The sequence below is a fragment of the Stenotrophomonas sp. KH_052 genome, from assembly GCF_057838755.1.
This window is the reverse complement of the sequence record NZ_CM174475.1, coordinates 1,929,349-1,945,741: the sequence shown is the minus strand read 5'-3', so window position 1 is coordinate 1,945,741 and position 16,393 is coordinate 1,929,349. Positions and strand designations below refer to the sequence as shown.

At 66.3% G+C, this 16,393-nt stretch carries 24 protein-coding genes; 21 read left to right on the top strand and 3 right to left on the bottom strand.

Going from position 1 to position 16,393, the window contains the following annotated elements; all coding sequences use genetic code 11:
* The first annotated feature begins 1 nt into the window (after nt 1).
* The 19 genes from AC3ITW_RS09050 to AC3ITW_RS08960 are packed head-to-tail and all read left to right on the top strand — an operon-like array spanning nt 2 to nt 9,732.
* Complete coding sequence (locus tag AC3ITW_RS09050) at nt 2-1,816, top strand: DDE-type integrase/transposase/recombinase (RefSeq protein ID WP_049440548.1); 1,815 nt, start codon at nt 2-4, stop codon at nt 1,814-1,816.
* Entirely contained in the window at nt 1,813-2,988 is a 1,176-nt protein-coding gene (locus tag AC3ITW_RS09045; RefSeq protein WP_485617699.1) for an ExeA family protein, read from the top strand. The genes AC3ITW_RS09050 and AC3ITW_RS09045 overlap by 4 nt, the downstream gene beginning before the upstream one ends.
* Nucleotide 2,989: 1 nt before the next feature.
* A complete protein-coding gene (locus AC3ITW_RS09040; protein WP_489390247.1) occupies nt 2,990-3,226 on the top strand; it encodes a hypothetical protein in 237 nt (78 codons plus the stop codon).
* On the top strand, nt 3,219-3,458 hold the full coding sequence (locus tag AC3ITW_RS09035) for a hypothetical protein (RefSeq protein WP_100470009.1): 240 nt from the start codon (nt 3,219-3,221) through the stop codon (nt 3,456-3,458). The genes AC3ITW_RS09040 and AC3ITW_RS09035 overlap by 8 nt, the downstream gene beginning before the upstream one ends.
* Nucleotides 3,458-3,766: a hypothetical protein gene (locus AC3ITW_RS09030; protein ID WP_485617701.1), complete on the top strand. Its 309-nt coding sequence runs from the start codon at nt 3,458-3,460 to the stop codon at nt 3,764-3,766. Before AC3ITW_RS09035 ends, AC3ITW_RS09030 begins: the two co-directional genes overlap by 1 nt.
* A gap of 49 nt (nt 3,767-3,815) precedes the next feature.
* A complete protein-coding gene (locus AC3ITW_RS09025) occupies nt 3,816-4,157 on the top strand; it encodes a hypothetical protein (RefSeq protein ID WP_485619583.1) in 342 nt (113 codons plus the stop codon).
* Nucleotides 4,147-4,422, top strand: coding sequence for a hypothetical protein (locus AC3ITW_RS09020; protein ID WP_164171611.1), 276 nt, complete (start codon nt 4,147-4,149; stop codon nt 4,420-4,422). Before AC3ITW_RS09025 ends, AC3ITW_RS09020 begins: the two co-directional genes overlap by 11 nt.
* Nucleotides 4,415-4,642: a hypothetical protein gene (locus AC3ITW_RS09015; RefSeq protein WP_049397735.1), complete on the top strand. Its 228-nt coding sequence runs from the start codon at nt 4,415-4,417 to the stop codon at nt 4,640-4,642. The genes AC3ITW_RS09020 and AC3ITW_RS09015 overlap by 8 nt, the downstream gene beginning before the upstream one ends.
* Nucleotides 4,639-5,118, top strand: a complete 480-nt coding sequence (locus AC3ITW_RS09010) for a hypothetical protein (RefSeq protein ID WP_485617705.1) — start codon at nt 4,639-4,641, stop codon at nt 5,116-5,118. The genes AC3ITW_RS09015 and AC3ITW_RS09010 overlap by 4 nt, the downstream gene beginning before the upstream one ends.
* Complete coding sequence (locus AC3ITW_RS09005) at nt 5,115-5,372, top strand: hypothetical protein (protein ID WP_126929422.1); 258 nt, start codon at nt 5,115-5,117, stop codon at nt 5,370-5,372. Before AC3ITW_RS09010 ends, AC3ITW_RS09005 begins: the two co-directional genes overlap by 4 nt.
* On the top strand, nt 5,369-5,980 hold the full coding sequence (locus AC3ITW_RS09000) for a DUF3164 family protein (protein ID WP_489390246.1): 612 nt from the start codon (nt 5,369-5,371) through the stop codon (nt 5,978-5,980). Before AC3ITW_RS09005 ends, AC3ITW_RS09000 begins: the two co-directional genes overlap by 4 nt.
* Nucleotide 5,981: 1 nt before the next feature.
* On the top strand, nt 5,982-6,500 hold the full coding sequence (locus AC3ITW_RS08995) for a hypothetical protein (protein ID WP_049440560.1): 519 nt from the start codon (nt 5,982-5,984) through the stop codon (nt 6,498-6,500).
* Nucleotides 6,497-6,814 carry a hypothetical protein gene (locus tag AC3ITW_RS08990; protein WP_065428103.1) on the top strand — a complete coding sequence of 106 codons (318 nt, stop codon included), beginning with the start codon at nt 6,497-6,499 and terminating at the stop codon, nt 6,812-6,814. Before AC3ITW_RS08995 ends, AC3ITW_RS08990 begins: the two co-directional genes overlap by 4 nt.
* Nucleotides 6,801-7,706, top strand: a complete 906-nt coding sequence (locus tag AC3ITW_RS08985) for a recombination-associated protein RdgC (RefSeq protein WP_049440562.1) — start codon at nt 6,801-6,803, stop codon at nt 7,704-7,706. Before AC3ITW_RS08990 ends, AC3ITW_RS08985 begins: the two co-directional genes overlap by 14 nt.
* Nucleotides 7,707-7,714: 8 nt before the next feature.
* On the top strand, nt 7,715-8,083 hold the full coding sequence (locus tag AC3ITW_RS08980; protein ID WP_049403075.1) for a DUF2528 family protein: 369 nt from the start codon (nt 7,715-7,717) through the stop codon (nt 8,081-8,083).
* Nucleotides 8,076-8,552 carry a hypothetical protein gene (locus AC3ITW_RS08975; RefSeq protein WP_485617708.1) on the top strand — a complete coding sequence of 159 codons (477 nt, stop codon included), beginning with the start codon at nt 8,076-8,078 and terminating at the stop codon, nt 8,550-8,552. Before AC3ITW_RS08980 ends, AC3ITW_RS08975 begins: the two co-directional genes overlap by 8 nt.
* Entirely contained in the window at nt 8,549-9,013 is a 465-nt protein-coding gene (locus AC3ITW_RS08970) for a regulatory protein GemA (protein WP_049403076.1), read from the top strand. The genes AC3ITW_RS08975 and AC3ITW_RS08970 overlap by 4 nt, the downstream gene beginning before the upstream one ends.
* A gap of 5 nt (nt 9,014-9,018) precedes the next feature.
* A complete protein-coding gene (locus tag AC3ITW_RS08965) occupies nt 9,019-9,369 on the top strand; it encodes a Mor transcription activator family protein (RefSeq protein ID WP_049440566.1) in 351 nt (116 codons plus the stop codon).
* Between the two features lie 39 nt (nt 9,370-9,408).
* A complete protein-coding gene (locus tag AC3ITW_RS08960) occupies nt 9,409-9,732 on the top strand; it encodes a phage protein Gp27 family protein (protein WP_485617711.1) in 324 nt (107 codons plus the stop codon).
* A 444-nt stretch (nt 9,733-10,176) separates the two neighbouring features.
* Here the strand turns inward: AC3ITW_RS08960 and folD are convergent, their stop codons facing one another.
* From folD to moeB, 3 genes are all read right to left on the bottom strand, one after another.
* Nucleotides 10,177-11,055 (bottom strand): bifunctional methylenetetrahydrofolate dehydrogenase/methenyltetrahydrofolate cyclohydrolase FolD, encoded by an 879-nt coding sequence (gene folD, locus AC3ITW_RS08955; RefSeq protein WP_485616684.1) that lies wholly within the window; start codon nt 11,053-11,055, stop codon nt 10,177-10,179.
* Between the two features lie 227 nt (nt 11,056-11,282).
* Nucleotides 11,283-13,115, bottom strand: coding sequence for a monovalent cation:proton antiporter-2 (CPA2) family protein (locus AC3ITW_RS08950; protein ID WP_489390245.1), 1,833 nt, complete (start codon nt 13,113-13,115; stop codon nt 11,283-11,285).
* Between the two features lie 440 nt (nt 13,116-13,555).
* A complete protein-coding gene (gene moeB, locus AC3ITW_RS08945) occupies nt 13,556-14,692 on the bottom strand; it encodes a molybdopterin-synthase adenylyltransferase MoeB (protein ID WP_489390244.1) in 1,137 nt (378 codons plus the stop codon).
* 164 nt (nt 14,693-14,856) lie between these two features.
* Here moeB and AC3ITW_RS08940 point away from each other — a divergent pair, with 164 nt between their 5' ends.
* Nucleotides 14,857-15,672: a helix-turn-helix domain-containing protein gene (locus AC3ITW_RS08940; RefSeq protein WP_489390243.1), complete on the top strand. Its 816-nt coding sequence runs from the start codon at nt 14,857-14,859 to the stop codon at nt 15,670-15,672.
* Between the two features lie 74 nt (nt 15,673-15,746).
* Nucleotides 15,747-16,376, top strand: coding sequence for a LysE family translocator (locus tag AC3ITW_RS08935; RefSeq protein WP_006361782.1), 630 nt, complete (start codon nt 15,747-15,749; stop codon nt 16,374-16,376).
* Nucleotides 16,377-16,393 lie beyond the last annotated feature (17 nt).

Genomic DNA, 16,393 nt, shown 5'->3' with positions numbered 1-16,393 from the left:
TATGGCCCTCAGCGCCAGCTTGATCGAGCAGGCCGCTGCTGACCTGCTCTGCGCCGGCCACGGCCAGAAGCGCGCCATTGCCGAGCGATACGCCGCCGAATGGGGCTGCAGCGTGCAGACACTGTATCGACAGGTCTCGAAGCTGACCTGTTCGCTGAAGCCTCGCAAGCGCCGCAGCGATCGCGGCAATTCGGGATGGACCCTTGAGGAACTGGAGCTGATTTCGGCAGTGCTGCTCGAATCACGCCGCGGCACCGGCAAGCGCCTGGCCAGCATCGGCGAGGCCATCGACATGCTTCGCGCCAACGACATGGTGCGCGGCGAGGTGATCGATGGTGAAACGGGTGAGATCCGTCAGCTGAGCGAGAGCTCGGCGGCCAAGGCTCTGCGCGTCAATCGCCTACACCCGGATCAGCTGTCAGCGCCGGCCCCGAAGGTGCAGCTGGCCAGCGAACACCCCAACCAGGTGTGGCAGGCCGATCCCAGCCTGTGCGTGCTGTATTACCTCAAGCGGCAGGATGGCCTGCACGCGATGCCTGCCAGCGAGTTCTACAAGAACAAGCCGAAGAACCTGGCGCGCGTAGAGAACGAGCGCGTCTGGCGCTACGTGTTCACCGACCACACCAGCGGTGCCTTCTACGTGGAGTACGTGCTGGGCGCGGAGAGCGGCGAGAACCTGTGCCGTACGTTCATCAATGCCATGCAGTATCGCGGCGCGGCTGACCCGCTGTGCGGTGCGCCGATGATGGTGATGGTGGATCCGGGCAGCGCCAATACCGGCGCGATGTTCAAGAACCTGTGTGCCGCGCTGGGCATCCGTATCTGGATCAACCAGCCCGGCCAGCCGTGGGCCAAGGGCCAGGTCGAGAAGACCAACGACCTGATCGAGCGCAAGTTCGAGCATCGCCTGCGCTTTGACAACGTACAGAGCCTGGAGCAGCTCAATGACTCGGCATGGCGCTGGATGCGCAACTTCAATGCCACCGCTCAGCACACCCGGCACAAATCCTCGCGCTATCAGGCGTGGATGACGATCAAACCGGATCAGCTGCGGTTGGTACCGGCTGTCGAGGATTGCATGAAGCTTGCTACCCGAGCACCGGAACTGCGCAAGGTCAGCCCGCTGCTGCGGATCAGCTTCCTGGGCAAGAGCTTTGATGTATCCGGCGTCCCGGGTGTGATCGTGGGCCAGAAGCTGACTGTGGCCCGCAATGCCTTCGGCAGCGAATTCGGAGCGCAGGCCCTGTTCACCGACGACGCTGGGCGCGATACCTGGTACACGATGGAGCCGCTGGAGGCCGACGCCTACGGCTTTACCGGCGCAGTGGCGGTCGGTACCTACCGTGCGCAGTCCGATACGCCGGCCGATACCAACCGCAAGCGGGTCGAACGTCTGGCGATGGATGCGCAGACCGACGAGCAGGCCAAGGCGCAGCGTAAGGGCAAGGCAATGCCGTTCGGGGGACGGATCGATCCGTACAAATCGGTGCAGCAGGCACCGGAGATCCAGCACCTGCCGCGCCGCGGACACCGAGTCGATGTTGCCGTCCCCGATGTGGTGGAAGCGCCTCGCTTCAACGTCGATTCCATTACGCCGATCCGCGCCGAACTGCCGCCACTGAACCACGTGGAAGCGGCAATGCGCCTGAAGCCACTGGTGGAGGCAGCCGGTTCGGCCTGGTTGCCCGACCACTACGCACGCACCGCCCAGCGCTGGCCTGAAGGCCTGCCGGTGGATCAGGTCGAGTCCTGGGCACAAACCTTGGCGACGCCGGAGCGCGGCGGCCTGCGCCTGGTGGAAGGAGGTGCGGCATGACGCTGCGCCTGAAGCGCCTGCTCACCGATGCCGGCATCAAGCAGGGCGTGCTGGCCACAGCCGCCGGCCTGAGCCGACCGGCCCTCAATGCCCTGATCAATCACGGCCAGCTGCCCACCAGCTGCGATCCAGCAGCGGTGCGCGCTGCCATCAGTTCCTGCCTGACCCAGCACGGCGTGACCGACGCCCACTGGCATGAAAAGGAGGGGCCGACGTGCTCCAACACGCCGGCCCCGGTTTCCCCAACGCAAGACACCGATAGCGACAACGACATTCACGACGAGGAAGATCCCATGCTACTGCGTTTTCAGGCATTGACCCCACAGGCCAAGCGCCACTTCGGCCTGACCACCAATCCCTTCGCCGATCCAGCCAGCGCCGAAGACGTGTTCCTCTCTCCGGATATCCGCTATGTCCGCGAGAGCATGTACCAGGTTGCCCGCCACGGCGGCTTCGCTGCGGTGATCGGCGAGAGCGGTGCCGGCAAGAGCACGCTGTGCGAAGACCTGGTCGATCGCATCCAGCGCGAGGAACAGGCCGTCATTGTGATCAAGCCCTACGTGCTGGCCAGCGAAGGCAGCGATGCGGTGGGCAAGACCCTGCGCAGCCACCACATCGCTGAGGCGATCATGGCCGCCGTCGCGCCGCTGGCCAAGCCGAAGAGCAGCCCCGAAGCCCGCTTCCGCCAACTGCACGAATCGCTGCGTGACAGCGCCCGCGCCGGTCACAGCCACGTTCTGGTGATTGAAGAGGCCCACAGCCTGCCGCTGCCAACCCTGAAGCACCTCAAGCGCTTCCGCGAGCTGAAGGACGGCCTGCGCCCACTGCTGTCGGTGATCCTGATCGGCCAGCCCGAGCTGGGCGTGAAGCTCTCCGAACACAACCCGGAGGTGCGCGAAGTAGTACAGCGCATTGAAATCATCACGCTGCCGCCGCTGGACAATGAGCTGGGCGCCTACCTGACTCACCGCTTCAAGCGCGCCCAGGTGCCGCTGGACAAGGTGGTGGAACAGAGCGCCATCGACGCGCTGCGCGCCAAGCTGGTTCCCTCGCGCGGTGCGGGCTCGCTGCTCTACCCGCTGGCCGTCCAGAACGCGCTCACCGCCGCGATGAACCGCGCCGCTGACCTGGGCGTGCCGACCGTCACCGCCGACGTCGTGCGGGGGGTGTGAGATGGCCATTCGAACTGAAGGCTGGCCGGCCGTAGAAGGCATGGTGGTTGAGCCGATGACGGCGCAGTGGCCGCTTGCAACGCGCGTTGTGGCGGTTCCCTTCGAGATGCAAGACCGTCCTGCACCGGTAAACGTGGACATCCTGCAGGTAGTGATCGTGCCGCGCGCCAACTGGGAGCGCATCACTGCCCATGTTCCGGCCGATGTGCTGCGGCGTGAAGGGGTGGCTCATGGCTGATTTCAACAGCTCTGGGTCGCAGTACCTGCGCAGCTTCGCTTTCTACTTGATGCGCGATGCCGAGCTGCCCGACCGGCAGGTAACGGTGATGCACCGCGACCTGTTCCGCCGTGCCGGCATCGAATGGCGCGACGGCCAGAGCATGGCCTCGCTGCTGGACAGCCTCAACCTGCAGCAGCTGCGAGCGCTGGTCGACCAGCTGCGCGACGGCGACGACGACGAGGAGGAATGATGGCCGTTCCGACCCTCCAGCGTTGCCTTGGCCAGGTGCACAACCGCAAGCGCCACAGCGCCCAGCACCCCCAGCGAAAGAAGTCCATCGGGGTGCTGGTGCAGGACTGCCACATGTTCCCCACAGCGTCGCGAGTGGGAACCGTCCAAGTGCAGGACCCTGACTCCAGGCGTGAGTACCTGGTCGAGGTATGGATCCACAGCGGCGTGCTGGTGATCTCGAAGAGCACCGACAAGCGCTGGCTACTGGAACTGGACGAGATCCTGGACCTGGCGATCGCCGCCGGCATTGATCGGGGGGCCATCTGACATGCAGCTGGCCCTGCTACCGCAAGAGCTGTCCCCACGGACGGTGCTTTTGCAGCTGCAGGGCCGTCGCGGCGCCGTCAACGGCATCACCGCCCGCGACCTGGTGCAGCAGATCACCTCACGTACCAGCTCCGCCGACGAGCGCCGCCTGCGCCAGATCATCGAGCAGCTGCGGCGCGAGGGGCACCCGATCTGCGCCCACCCGGCTCACGGTTACCACCTTGCCGCCAGTGCGGCCGAACTGGACCGCGCCTGCACCTTCCTGGTCGGGCGCGCCATGACCTCCCTGGAGCAGGTCAGCGCGATGAAGCGCGTTGCGCTCCCGGATCTGTACGGACAACTCGGGCTGGACAAGCCCGCTACCGACGAGGAATCCAACCATGAACCATGAACGTAACTCCGATGTGCTGTATGCCGCCGCGAACACTGCCCGCGAGCTGGAGAACAGCGGCATCGAGATCCTGGGCCTGCACAGCAACGGCCGTCGCGCGGTGCTGATTCTGGACCGCCCTCCCACGATGGTGGGTGGCCACCTCAAGCGCCGCCAGCCCAACGGCAGCGGCGGGCAGGACCGCGTGATGGCCGCTGAGTACCAGGGCGTTCAGCTGGAGTGGACCCAGCGTTCTCCGATGCTGCGGGAGGTGGCTCATGGCTGAGCGCGGCCAGTTCCTGGTGGTCCCTGCTGAGTGGGTGGGTGGCGACACCTTCACCGACTCGGCCAAGGCGATCGAAGACGCCCAGGCCCGCAGCAAGGTCGACGGCAAGCACCGCGCGGTGGTTTGCGTAGTCGCTCGCACCACGCCCAGCCCTGCACCGGTCATCGTGCTGACGCGTACGGAAGCCGGCATCACCCAACCGCAGGTTGTTCAGCCATGAGCGCCATCCCCAGCGTCGCACTGCAGCACGCTATCGCCCTATCACTGGGCGCCAGCGTGGTCCGTTCTGCGGATCTGATCGATCGGGTGATGGAGCACGGCTTCCATTACCGCGGCTATGTGTCCAACGCGGTCGCCAAGGCGGTGCGGTGCGGAATGATCCTGCGCGTCGGCGAAGGGCTGGCCCGCAACTACCGCCTCAACCCCGACTGGAAGATCGACCAGGTGGCGCTGGCGGCCGCGCAGGCACAGCGCGTGCGCGGCATTCGCCCGGGTACGACAGGGGCGCAGAAGGCCCGATCTGCTGCCGGGGGCTACGAAGGTCCCGCCTTCGACAAAGGCCCGCTGACGCCCTCCATCGGCACCGTGTGCCAGTCCCAGGAGGATCTGGAAGGCGAGCTGCCGCCTTACCTCGGTGGTCGCTTGGTCGATTCGCTGCATAGCCACTTCGATCGCATCTTCGGTGGGGTGGAGTGATGGCACGCACCGGCCGCCAGCGCTACGACCACCTGCGCGCGATGCGCTTTGCGCTGTGGGCGCGTACGCAGAACCCGCGCCAGCTCACACCACAGCGCATTTCCGGCCTGCTCGGCATCTCGCTGGATGCCGCCCGCCGCTGGCGCGCCGACTGGTTCACCGCCACCAGCCCTATCCATGTCGAAGGAGTCCCCGATGTCCTTCGGCCCACTCAACCGTTTGTCACCCCCGCCGCCCAAGGAGGCGCCCAATGACCCCATCCATTCCCGAAGGCTACCGCGAGGACCGTAACGGTCGGCTGGTGCCCGAGGCACAGATCAAGCCGATCGATCTGGCGCGTGACCAGCTGGTGCAGGAGAAGATCCAGCGCGCCCTGGAACTGCGCGAAGCACTGCGCACGTTCAAGGCGGATACGTTCGCCGATATCGGCGCGTTCGTGCAGCTCAGCGGCGAGCAGTACGGCGCCAAGATCGGCGGCGACAAGGGCAACGTCAGCCTGTATTCCTACGATGGCCGCTTCAAGATCCTGCGCGCCTGCCAGGACACCATCCAGTTCGATGAGCGCCTGCAGGCCGCCAAGGCCCTCATCGATGAGTGCCTGAACGACTGGACCGAAGGCTCACGCGCCGAGCTGCGCACCCTGGTCAACAGCGCCTTCAAGGTGGGCCAGGACGGCAGCATCAAGACGGCAGAGGTGCTGTCACTGCGCCGGCTGCAGTTCGATGACGCCCGCTGGCAGCGGGCAATGACCGCGATCAGTGATGCGGTGACGGTGGTGTGCAGCAAGACCTACGTGCGCTTCTACGAGCGCGATGCACGGGGTCAGTACCAGCCGATTTCCCTCGACGTGGCCGGAGTCTGACATGCCGAAGATCCGAGACACCTGCACCTTCCGCTTCGACGGTGTTCGCGGTGCACTCAATGCCAGCACCTTGGCCCTGGCGGTGGAGATCGCCGACCGAGCGGCGCGGGCCGACGTCGAGATCCACGCTCTGGCCGTCGAGCTGGACGGGTTGCGCTTTTTCGACGCCACCTGCGGCAACGTCCAAGGCGAAGACGCGACCGCTGCTCGCTATGCCGTCCGTCAGGCAGTGCGGTACATCGAGGCGCGCGGAGACGCGTTGCCCTGGCGCCTGAAGCGCCACATCTCCCAGCCGGCGCTGCTGCACTTCGAAGATCGCACCGACCCCGAGGTGGCCACCACCGGGCCGCGTCATGCCTGCGTCAACTGCGACATGCCCACCGGTGCGCCCGAGTCGCCCATGTGCGGCCCCTGCGCTCAGCAGGCGGTGGGCGCGATGGCCGCCGCGCTGGCTGCCGCCAACCAACGTTTGGATCTGATCCACGAGGTTCAGAAATCCATCTGCGAGGTGCAATTGTGATCGCGTACTGCTGGGCCAATGGCCAGATCGGCTTCGGAACAAACGTGCCGGACGGCGCAATCTTCATTGCCGAAGGGAGCAGCGCGCAGCTGCGCAAGGTGATCAGCGTCGCAGCCAGGCACGGAAAGGGAATGATGCAGGGGATGCTGCTTGTACCGGGTGTGCCAGAGGCGCAGACGCAGCGGGCAAAGGGTGACGCGCTTGGGGCTTGGCTTGCGTGGTGTTCCCAGCATCCGCGTCGGCTGCGCTGGGGCGCACTGCGCGCCAGCAACCGCAACACCGACTCAAAGGAGAACCGCCATGTTCATGCGTAACCTGGTGCTGTTCCGCTTTCCGACCAGCACCGACTTCTCCGAAGTCGAATCCGTGCTGCCGTATGGCGTTCTGAAGCCGGTCGGTCCGCTGGAAATGAACTCGCGCGGCTTCATTTCCCCCTTCGGTCGCGAGGAGCAGGAGCACCTGTCGTGCCGGCAGGGCAACTTCCTCTGGCTGACGGTGGGTGGCGAGGACAAGATTCTGCCCGGAGCGGTGGTCAACCGTGCGCTGGAGAGCCGTCTTCAGGTCATGGAGCAGGAACAGGGGCGCCGACCCGGTGGCCGCGAGCGCAAGCGCATGAAGGACGACATCCTGCACGAGCTGCTGCCCAAGGCCTTCGTCAAGAACACTCGCCACGACGCGATCCTGGACCTCACCCACGGCTATGTGGCCGTGGATACCTCCAGCCGCAAGGTGGGCGAGGCCTTCGTGTCCGATATCCGTGGCCTGCTGGGCAGCTTCCCGGCAATCCCGCTGAATGCCCAGGTCGCGCCGCGCTCGATCCTGACCGGCTGGATCGCTGGCGAGCCGCTGCCGGACGGGCTATCCCTTGGAGAGTCCGCCGAGCTGCGCGATCCGGTCGAGGGTGGCGCCAAGGTGCGCTGCAGCGACCAGGAACTGCGCAGCGACGAGATCGACAAGCACCTGGATGCCGGCAAGCAGGTCACCAAGTTGGCCCTGGTGCTGGAGGACGCGCTGTCCTTCGAGCTGGGCGATGACCTGGTGGTGCGAAAGCTGAAGTTCCTGGACGGTGCGCTCTCGCAGTTGGAGCAAGCCGACGCCGATAGCCATCGCGCCGAGTTCGATGCCCGCTTCGCCCTCCAGAGCGGTGAGATTCGCTACCTGTTCGTGCTGCTGGAACAGGCCTTCCACCTTTCAACGAACCCGTGAGGCCCGGCATGACCATCAAGCGCTACAAGATTGAACGTGACTGGGGCGAAGGCCAGGTACAGCTTGAGATCGACCACAGCATCTTGACGCCGAAGCTGGCGACGGAAATCAACAAGTTCTGGACCGGTGCCGATGAGCGCCTTGGAGAAGCCGACGGCGACGCGGTACTGGCCGTCATCAAGATGGCGGGTGCCGAGTTCATGGGGTGGGTGCTGGACGTGAACTCCAGCTACTCGACCGAGGGTATGCAGCGTGAGTTCGATCAGCTGGAGGGCTGGCCGTCGCCCCACGGCATCCGCTTGGTCGATTGGGACGACCGGCCCGATCTCGATTCCTGCCTCATGCAGGTCGAGGAAGTGGAGGTGTCTCATGGATGAGACCGTGTACGACGCGGCATGGCGGGCCTACAAGTCCGCGCCTCGCGCCGTGGCCAACGGCCCGTCACGCTCAGCCGTTCGAGCGGCGGTGGATGCGGTTCTTGGCTACCTGATGCCGCCTGGTTCGACGCCAGCGTTCTTCGCCGACCGCAAACTGCGGCGGGCAGTGCCGGCGGACCTCATGGAGATGGGCAGTGAGAGCCAGCGCGGCCACTGGCCGGCCATGCGGGCAACCTACACCGTCCCGCTTTTCCGGCTCCCGCCAGAGCTGGCCGCGAGCGAGGGGCCGCTGATCCGCCGCAATCCGCTGACGAAGAAGTCCCAGGTGGCCGCCGTCCTGAAGGACGGCGGCCGTATCGTGCCTGGTGCGCGCGAAGGACTGCGGCGGCTCTTGGATCATGCCGGTCAGGAAGTGCCGGCATGGCAGACCGCCCTCCGGGCCGCTCAGGGCGCAAGGAGCAAGGCATGACGCGCGTTCGCAAGGCCGGCGACGGCCGTAACCGGGTGCTGGCCGCGATCCACGCCGGCGCCAAGAAGCTCGGCCTCTCCGAGGACGTCTACCGTGACCTGGTTGAGCGCGTCTCCAAGGAGCACGGGGCCGCCCAGCGAAGCGCCGGCAAGTGCGATCGCCGGCAGCTCGATGCGATCGCCAACGAGCTGCGTCGCCTGGGTGGAATTCCCGCCAAGGCGGCGTACGCAGCCAAACGATGGGCAGGCCGCCCCAAGGGCGACCTATCCCCTCAGCTGTCCAAGATCGAAGCCCTGCTGGCTGATTCGGGGCGTGAGTGGGAATATGCCCACTCGGTGGCCCGCCACATGTTCAAGGTAGGACGCCTGGAATGGTGCAACCCGGATCAGTTGTCCAAAGTGATTGCCGCTCTTCAGATCGATGCCAATCGCCGCGCCCGGCGGGAGGCCCCTTCGGCATGAGGTCGATGGAGGCCCGCCGTCATGAGCTTCTCAGCGAGATTGCCGAAGTGGTGGCAGGTCTGCTGAGTCGTGAGCATGCGCTTCCAGCCGAGGTTGCTGACCTGGTGGGAGCAGCGGTGGCCGATAGCCTGGCTGAACACTGGGGCGGGCAGACCATCACGTACCCGAAGGATGCGCACTTCAAAGCTACGCAGCGGGAGATCGAGATCTTGCGCGCCTACCTGGCCGGCGCTTCGACCGCTAAACTGGCCCACGAGACCGGGATGCACGAAAGAAGCATTCGCCGGCTGATCCGTCGGGCTCAGGATCGTGCCGGCGGGCTTGATCAACTGGATCTGTTCCGCTCATCGCCCTGACTGCAACTTTCGAGAGAAGCCATGCCCAGACCGCCCAAAATGACCACGCTGCCACCTGCAGTCCTGGCCGAGGTACAGGAGAGACTGCGGAACAACGGGTATTCGCAGTCTGTCGAAATCTCCCAATGGCTGGCTGAGCTCGGCTTTTCCATCAGCAAGACGACGGTCAACGACTACTCACAGCAACTCCGCACTTTGGACGCTGAAGATGGAGATATCATCGCCACGATGATGCAGCGTCGTCGGAAGTCTGGGGCCTTGAGCAGCAGCAAGATCGGGCTACTGGTCGAATTGGGGCAGCTTAGAGTTCGAGAGCATCAGATCCTCACGCAACTCGCTAACCTGGAACAGGCCGGCGAGTGATTGCGCCACGCGCAATGAGTGTTGAATGAAGGTGAGCGGTAATCCCGCGTTGTCCGGGGTTGTCCGGCATATATCTCGCCAACACCCCTGATATATCTCACCCCTGTTCACCATGGACATGGAACCGCCTCGGAACCGCCTTTGGTAGGTGCCAACCTTGGTTGGCACAAACAGGGAGAGGCCATCACCCCATCTGGGGCACAGGCGCCGGACGGATCGTGCCAACCAAGGTTGGCACCCATGGAACCGCCATGGACATGGAATCGCCACGGAACCGCCTTTGGTAGGTGCCAACCTTGGTTGGCACAATCAGGGAGCTGCCTTCACCCCATCTGGGGCACAGGCGCCGGACGGATCGTGCCAACCAAGGTTGGCACCTACCAGGAGCGGGTCATCGGCCTGCCGGCATTGTGCCGACCAACGGTCGGCACCCACCCCAAAAGGTCAGCTCAGCGCTTCCGCGGCTTCCAGGGTGTTCTGCATCAACGTGGCCACGGTCATCGGACCGACACCACCCGGCACCGGGGTAATCCAGCTGGCCCGTTGGGCGGCCGCTTCAAACCCGACGTCGCCCACCAGGCGGCCGTCATCCAACCGGTTGATGCCCACGTCGATCACCACCGCGCCCGGCTTCACCCACTCGCCCGGCACGATGTCCGGACGGCCCACCGCCACCACCAGGATGTCGGCATTGCGCACGGCCTGTTCCAGCACGTCCTTGGGGGTGAACTTGTGGCAGCTGGTCACCGTGCAGCCGGCAATCAGCAGCTCCAGGCCCATCGGGCGGCCAACGTGGTTGCTCACGCCCACGATGGTGGCGTTGCGGCCGCGCACCGGCTGGTCGGTGTGGCCCAGCAGCGTGGTGATACCGCGCGGGGTGCACGGGCGCAGGCCGAACTCGCGCAGGGCCAGGTGGCCGACGTTTTCCGGGTGGAAACCGTCCACGTCCTTGCGCGGGTCGATGCGCTGGATCAGCCGGCGTGCGTCGGGGATGCCCGGCAGCGGCAGCTGGATCAGGATGCCGTTGATCTTGGGGTCGGCGTTGAGCTGGTCGATCAGGTCGAGCAGTTCGGCTTCGGTGGTACCGGCCGGCAGGTCGTAGTCATGTGCTTCGATGCCGACCTTCTCGGCGGCACGGCGCTTGTTGCGCACGTACACGGTCGAAGCCGGGTCGCCACCGACCAGCACCACGGCCAGGCCCGGGCGGCTGCCGCCGGCGGCCACGCGGGCGTCGACGCGCACCTTCAGGCTGTCGAGCAGGTCCTCGGCGATACGGCGGCCATCAAGGATGCGGGCAGGAAGCTGGGAGGCGGAATCGGTCATCGGGAGCAGGCGTGGGGCGGCGGGGACGCTATTGTCCCCGATTCAGGCCCCCTCGCCCACCGCAGAATGGGGTCCTGATGGGGTCGGATCCCTTTGCCGCAGGCAAAGGGCTCTGACCCCGGGGTGACGCAAATTGCCAACCTCCGGTAGTGCCGGCCGCTGGCCGGCAACCTCATGACGTCGGAACGTTCCCGTATCTGCCGGCCAGCGGCCGGCACTACCGGGGGCTACTCTTCCTCTTCCGGCACATCCTGCGGGTTCAGCGTCTTGCTCTCCCGCTTCGGCGCGGTAAACGGCGTCGGCGTCGGCACGCCCTGCGGGCTGTTGCCGTAGATCATCCGTGCACCAGCATTCAAACCACCGCCGGCAATTTCCAACTCGAAGCGCTCGGCATCGCGGCGACGGATCTGCTCGGCGATCTCGATCGCGTCGTCCTCGTCCGCCCCCAGTTCCACCAGCGCGGCCTGGCCAAACAGCACTGCCGATTCAAAGGTCTCGCGAATCTGGAAATCGACACCGGCATGGATCAGCCGCAGCGAATGCTCGCGGTCGAACGAGCGCACCATCAGCTTGGCCTGCGGGAACTCGTGCGCCACCAATTCCACGATGCGGTCGGCGGCATCGGCCTTGTCCACGCACACCGCAATCGCACGTGCGTTGGCCGCGCCGGAGGCGTGCAGCACATCCAGACGCGTGCCGTCGCCGTAGTAGATCTTGAAACCGAACCGCGCCGCGCTCTGGATCATCTCCACATCATTGTCGATGATGGTCACGTCCACGTCGCGCGCCAGCAGCGACTGGCTGGCGACCTGGCCGAAGCGGCCGAAGCCGATCAGCAGCACGCTGCCGGACAGGCCATCGGCCTCGTCCACGCCGTCCATGTTCACCGTCGGCTTCGGCGCGATGCGCTTGTAGACCAGCACCACCAGCGGGGTCAGCGCCATCGACAGCACCACCACGGCGGTGAAGTTGGCATTGATCTCCAGGTCGATCACGCCGGCCGATGCGGCAGCAGAGAACAGTACGAAGGCGAACTCGCCGCCCTGCGCCATCAGCACGCCACGGTCCAGCGCCTGCGCGTGGTCGCTGCCCATGATGCGCGCCACCACGTAGATGCACAGCGCCTTGGCCGCCATCAGCGCCAGCACCAGGCCGAGGATCAGCTGCCAGTGCGCGGCCACCACGCTCAGGTCCAGCGCCATGCCCACGCTGAGGAAGAACAGGCCGAGCAGGATGCCGCGGAACGGCTCGATGTCCGCCTCGATCTGGTGACGGAAGGTCGACTCACTCAGCAGCACGCCGGCGAGGAACGCGCCCATCGCCATCGACAGTCCGGACAGCTGCATCAGCAGCGCCGCGCCCAGCACCACCAGCAATGCGGCGGCGGTCATCACCTCGCGCGCCTTCGATTCGGCCAGCACGCGGAACAGCGGGTTGAGCAGGAAGCGGCCGACCAGCACCAGGCCGACGATGGCACCGACGCCGATCGCCACCGACAGCCAGCGCGAGCCCTCGCCATCGGCACTGCCCGCACTCGGTCCCATCCAAGCCACCAGCGCCAGCAACGGCACGATCAGCAGGTCTTCGAACAGCAGGATGGAGACGATCTTCTGCCCCGACGGCAACGCGATGTCACCGCGCTCGGCCAGCAGCTGCATCACCACTGCGGTGGAGGTCAGCACGAAGCCGGTGGCGCCGATGAAGGCGACCTGCCACGGCAGGCCGAACAGCTTGGCGATGCTGGTCAGCACCACCGCACAGGTGACGATCTGCAGCGTGCCCAGCCCGAAGATTTCCTTGCGCAGGCTCCACAGGTGCGACGGCCGCATTTCCAGGCCGATCACGAACAGGAACATCACCACGCCGAGCTCGGCGGTATGCAGGATCGACTGCGGGTCGGAGAACCAGCCCAGCCCGAACGGTCCGATCGCCAGGCCGGCAGCGAAGTAGCCCAGCACCGAGCCCAGGCCGGCCCGGCGGAACAAAGGCACCATCACCACCGCCGCGCCCAACAGGGCCACGACCTTGACCAGCTCGCTGGTCGCTGCTTCTACCGCCATGCGGTGTTTTCCCCAAGATCCAGAATCGGGTTCAACAATAGAGCAATGCCGATGACGGCAATAGCACGCATGTTGCGCCGGATTGTCTTGGAGGTGGAACGATGCCGGGAGCGACCCCCAGCATCATCCCGAAACCATAAACGGTAGCGCCGGGCCATGCCCGGCGGATGTACCTGCGCGCGCCGCTGCGCTCGCCGGGCATGGCCCGGCGCTACCGGGTTCACCCGCCCCGGCAGAACGCGGCGTAATCGATATACCCCGGGAACGGCACGCCCGGCGCGCATACCGGGCAATGCGGGTCCGGCCGGATGCCGGATTCCGAAACCATGCATGCGCATCGGCGGGCGCCAACCATGCACCCGCTTCGGTAGGTGCCAACCTTGGTTGGCACAAGAGCGCCGACCAAGGTCGGCATCTACCAATCCACTCCCCGGCCGGGTTCACCTGCCCCGGCAGAACGCGGCGTAATCGATGTACCCCGGGAACGGCACGCCCGGCGCGCATACCGGGCAGTGCGGGTCCGGCCGGATGCCGGTCTCGCGGAAGCGCATGCCCAGCGCATCGAAACGCAGCAGGCGGCCAACCAGCGGTTCGCCGATGCCCAGCAGCAGCTTCAGCACCTCGGTGGCCTGCAGCACCCCAGCCAGGCCAGGCAGCACACCCAGCACACCCGCCTCGGAACAGTTCGGCGCGAACTCCGGCGGCGGTGGCTCGGGGAACAGGCAGCGGTAGCACGGCGCCACGCCACGCTGGCGGCCGGCATCAAACACGCTCACCTGGCCGTCAAAGCGCTCGATGGCGGCGTACACCAGCGGCTTGGCGTGCTTGATGCAGGCGTCGTTGAGCAGGTAGCGCAGCGGGAAGTTGTCTGAGCCGTCCAGCACCACGTCCACGCCCTCCAGCAGCGCATCCACGTTCTCGGACGTGACCCGCTCCGGCACCGCCTCGACCTCGATCGACGGGTTCAGCGCCAGCAGCCGCTCGCGCGCCGAATCGACCTTGAGCTGGCCGACGCTGGCTTCGGTATGCACGATCTGCCGGTGCAGGTTGCTGCGCTCCACGCGGTCGTGGTCGGCGAAGCGCAGGTGCCCTACCCCAGCCGCAGCCAGATAGAAGCCGGCCGGGGCGCCCAGCCCACCCGCGCCCAGCACCAGCACGCGCGACTGCTGCAACGTGCGCTGGCCGGCCTCACCCACCTGCGGCAGCAGCAGATGCCGCGAGTAGCGATCAAAGAAATCGCGGTCGGCGGCGCTGGCCAGCGGCTGCACCAGCGGCAGCGACTGCTCGCGCCAGGCCACGGTACCGCCGGCCACGGACGCGACGTGGGTGTAGCCGGCCTCCTGCAGGAACTGCGCGGCATCGGCCGAGCGCTTGCCGCTCTGGCAGATCAGCAGGATTTCCTGGTCGTGCCGCGGCAGATGCGCAACCGGGTCGGCCTGCAGCTCGCCCTTGGCCACGCCGCGCGCGCCCTCGGCCATCCCGCCGGCTCGTTCATGCGCCTCGCGCACATCGATCAGCACGGCGCCGTGGGCCAGGCGCTCTCGTGCCTGCACGGGTGAAAGCTCTTGGATGCTCATGGCGGCATTATCGCGCAGACCCTGCGCGTGGGGCTGTCCGGTGTCAGATCCCTTTTCCATCGGAAATGGGATCTGACACCATCCGCGCCGACCCCATCCGCGCCGTGCCCCTGCCCCAACATGGCACCATGCGGGCGCTGCCCCCTGCATTCCGGAATCGCTGCATGCACTCTGCCACCGAATTCTGGCGCGACCCGCGCATGCCCTTCGTCGAAAGCCGACGGGCCTGCGACAGCCACGCCTGCCATCGCGCGCACAGCCATGACACCTTTTCGATCGGTGCCGTGGATGCCGGCAGCAGCCTGTTCACCGGCGCGGCGGAAGGACCACGCCTGCTGCAGCCCGGCAGCCTGGTCGGCGTACCCGCGGGCCGCGTGCATGCCTGCAACCCCCTGCCCGGCCAGGCCTGGAGCTACCAGATGCTGCACCTGGATGCGCACTGGATTACCCAGGTGCGCGAGGAGTACGGCAACCAGCCCGGGCCCGACTGGCAGCTCGAGCCGATCAGGATTTCGAACCACCAACGGCGCTACCAGCAGTACTGCCAGCTCAACGAGACACTCTTCTCCGACGATCCGGTCAGCGCCAAAGAGGCCGCCCTGATCGCGTTCGTCGGCGATCTGGATGAACTCGATGGTGTAGCCGTCGCCGGCCCGCCTGAAGACGCCGCACTACAGCAGCGGGTGCAGCCGGTGATGGACCTTCTGCGCCAGCGGCTCGAACACACCCCGGCCCTGCAGGAGCTCGCATCGCTGGCAGGCATGAGCCGTTACCAGCTGATCCGCGCCTTCCGACGTGCCACGGGCCTGACCCCACACGCCTGGCAGATCGACCAGCGCATCCAGGAGGCTCGCCGACGGTTGTGCGAAGGCCAGGCACTAGCCGTGGTCGCGCATGCACTGGGCTTTGCCGACCAGAGTCATTTCCAGCGGGTCTTCAAGGCCCACGCCGGTGCGACCCCAGGCCAGTACCGGCGCTGAGCCTGCAATAACGTTCAATACCACCGCGCGGCACGTCCCCAGACTGGCGCCCCAGCCAGCCGCCGCCGGACCCGATGGAACAGTTCCTGATCATCGCCACCGTACATTTTCTCGCCCTGCTCTCACCCGGTCCCGATTTCTTCCTCGTTGCACGCACCGCGATCACCTCTGGCTGGCGCACCGCCAGTGGCGCCTGCGCAGGCATCGCCGTTGGCAACGGCGTCTTCATCGTCGCGGCTTTCACTGGAATGGCCATGCTGCGCGCGGGCAGCGCAGGGTTCATTGCGGTGCAGTTGGCGGGCTGCGGCTTCCTGCTGTACCTCGGCACGCTGTTCCTGCGCCATGCGGGTTCTACGACGCTGCAGGCACCTGCCACGGAATCGCGCGCAGGCGATACGCACGGGTGGTGGAAGGCGGCAGGGCTGGGCGCCCTGTCTGCGCTGCTGAACCCGAAGAATGCGCTGTTCTACGCAACGCTGGCGGCAATGCTCAACGGCCCGCAGGCCAACGCCACAACGAAATTCTTCTATGGCGCGTGGATGTTCGGCATTGTCCTGCTTTGGGATCTGCTGGTCGCCGCGCTGGTCGGCCACCCGTGGGTGCTGCGTCGGTTCGCACGCGCCCTGCCCTGGCTGGAGCGGGCCGCAGGGCTTCTGATGATCGCACTGGCGCTATGGATCGTCGTGTCGCTGTGGGCCGGCTGATGCCGGCGATTCGCGCC

Coding starts and splice junctions, on each gene's coding strand:
- AC3ITW_RS09050 (WP_049440548.1), top strand. CDS start 2: ATGGCCCTCAGCGCCAGCTTGATCGAGCAGGCCGCTGCTGACCTGCTC.
- AC3ITW_RS09045 (WP_485617699.1), top strand. CDS start 1,813: ATGACGCTGCGCCTGAAGCGCCTGCTCACCGATGCCGGCATCAAGCAG.
- AC3ITW_RS09040 (WP_489390247.1), top strand. CDS start 2,990: ATGGCCATTCGAACTGAAGGCTGGCCGGCCGTAGAAGGCATGGTGGTT.
- AC3ITW_RS09035 (WP_100470009.1), top strand. CDS start 3,219: ATGGCTGATTTCAACAGCTCTGGGTCGCAGTACCTGCGCAGCTTCGCT.
- AC3ITW_RS09030 (WP_485617701.1), top strand. CDS start 3,458: ATGGCCGTTCCGACCCTCCAGCGTTGCCTTGGCCAGGTGCACAACCGC.
- AC3ITW_RS09020 (WP_164171611.1), top strand. CDS start 4,147: ATGAACCATGAACGTAACTCCGATGTGCTGTATGCCGCCGCGAACACT.
- AC3ITW_RS09015 (WP_049397735.1), top strand. CDS start 4,415: ATGGCTGAGCGCGGCCAGTTCCTGGTGGTCCCTGCTGAGTGGGTGGGT.
- AC3ITW_RS09010 (WP_485617705.1), top strand. CDS start 4,639: ATGAGCGCCATCCCCAGCGTCGCACTGCAGCACGCTATCGCCCTATCA.
- AC3ITW_RS09000 (WP_489390246.1), top strand. CDS start 5,369: ATGACCCCATCCATTCCCGAAGGCTACCGCGAGGACCGTAACGGTCGG.
- AC3ITW_RS08995 (WP_049440560.1), top strand. CDS start 5,982: ATGCCGAAGATCCGAGACACCTGCACCTTCCGCTTCGACGGTGTTCGC.
- AC3ITW_RS08985 (WP_049440562.1), top strand. CDS start 6,801: ATGTTCATGCGTAACCTGGTGCTGTTCCGCTTTCCGACCAGCACCGAC.
- AC3ITW_RS08980 (WP_049403075.1), top strand. CDS start 7,715: ATGACCATCAAGCGCTACAAGATTGAACGTGACTGGGGCGAAGGCCAG.
- AC3ITW_RS08975 (WP_485617708.1), top strand. CDS start 8,076: ATGGATGAGACCGTGTACGACGCGGCATGGCGGGCCTACAAGTCCGCG.
- AC3ITW_RS08970 (WP_049403076.1), top strand. CDS start 8,549: ATGACGCGCGTTCGCAAGGCCGGCGACGGCCGTAACCGGGTGCTGGCC.
- AC3ITW_RS08965 (WP_049440566.1), top strand. CDS start 9,019: ATGGAGGCCCGCCGTCATGAGCTTCTCAGCGAGATTGCCGAAGTGGTG.
- AC3ITW_RS08960 (WP_485617711.1), top strand. CDS start 9,409: ATGACCACGCTGCCACCTGCAGTCCTGGCCGAGGTACAGGAGAGACTG.
- folD (WP_485616684.1), bottom strand. CDS start 11,055: ATGACCGATTCCGCCTCCCAGCTTCCTGCCCGCATCCTTGATGGCCGC.
- AC3ITW_RS08950 (WP_489390245.1), bottom strand. CDS start 13,115: ATGGCGGTAGAAGCAGCGACCAGCGAGCTGGTCAAGGTCGTGGCCCTG.
- moeB (WP_489390244.1), bottom strand. CDS start 14,692: ATGAGCATCCAAGAGCTTTCACCCGTGCAGGCACGAGAGCGCCTGGCC.
- AC3ITW_RS08940 (WP_489390243.1), top strand. CDS start 14,857: ATGCACTCTGCCACCGAATTCTGGCGCGACCCGCGCATGCCCTTCGTC.
- AC3ITW_RS08935 (WP_006361782.1), top strand. CDS start 15,747: ATGGAACAGTTCCTGATCATCGCCACCGTACATTTTCTCGCCCTGCTC.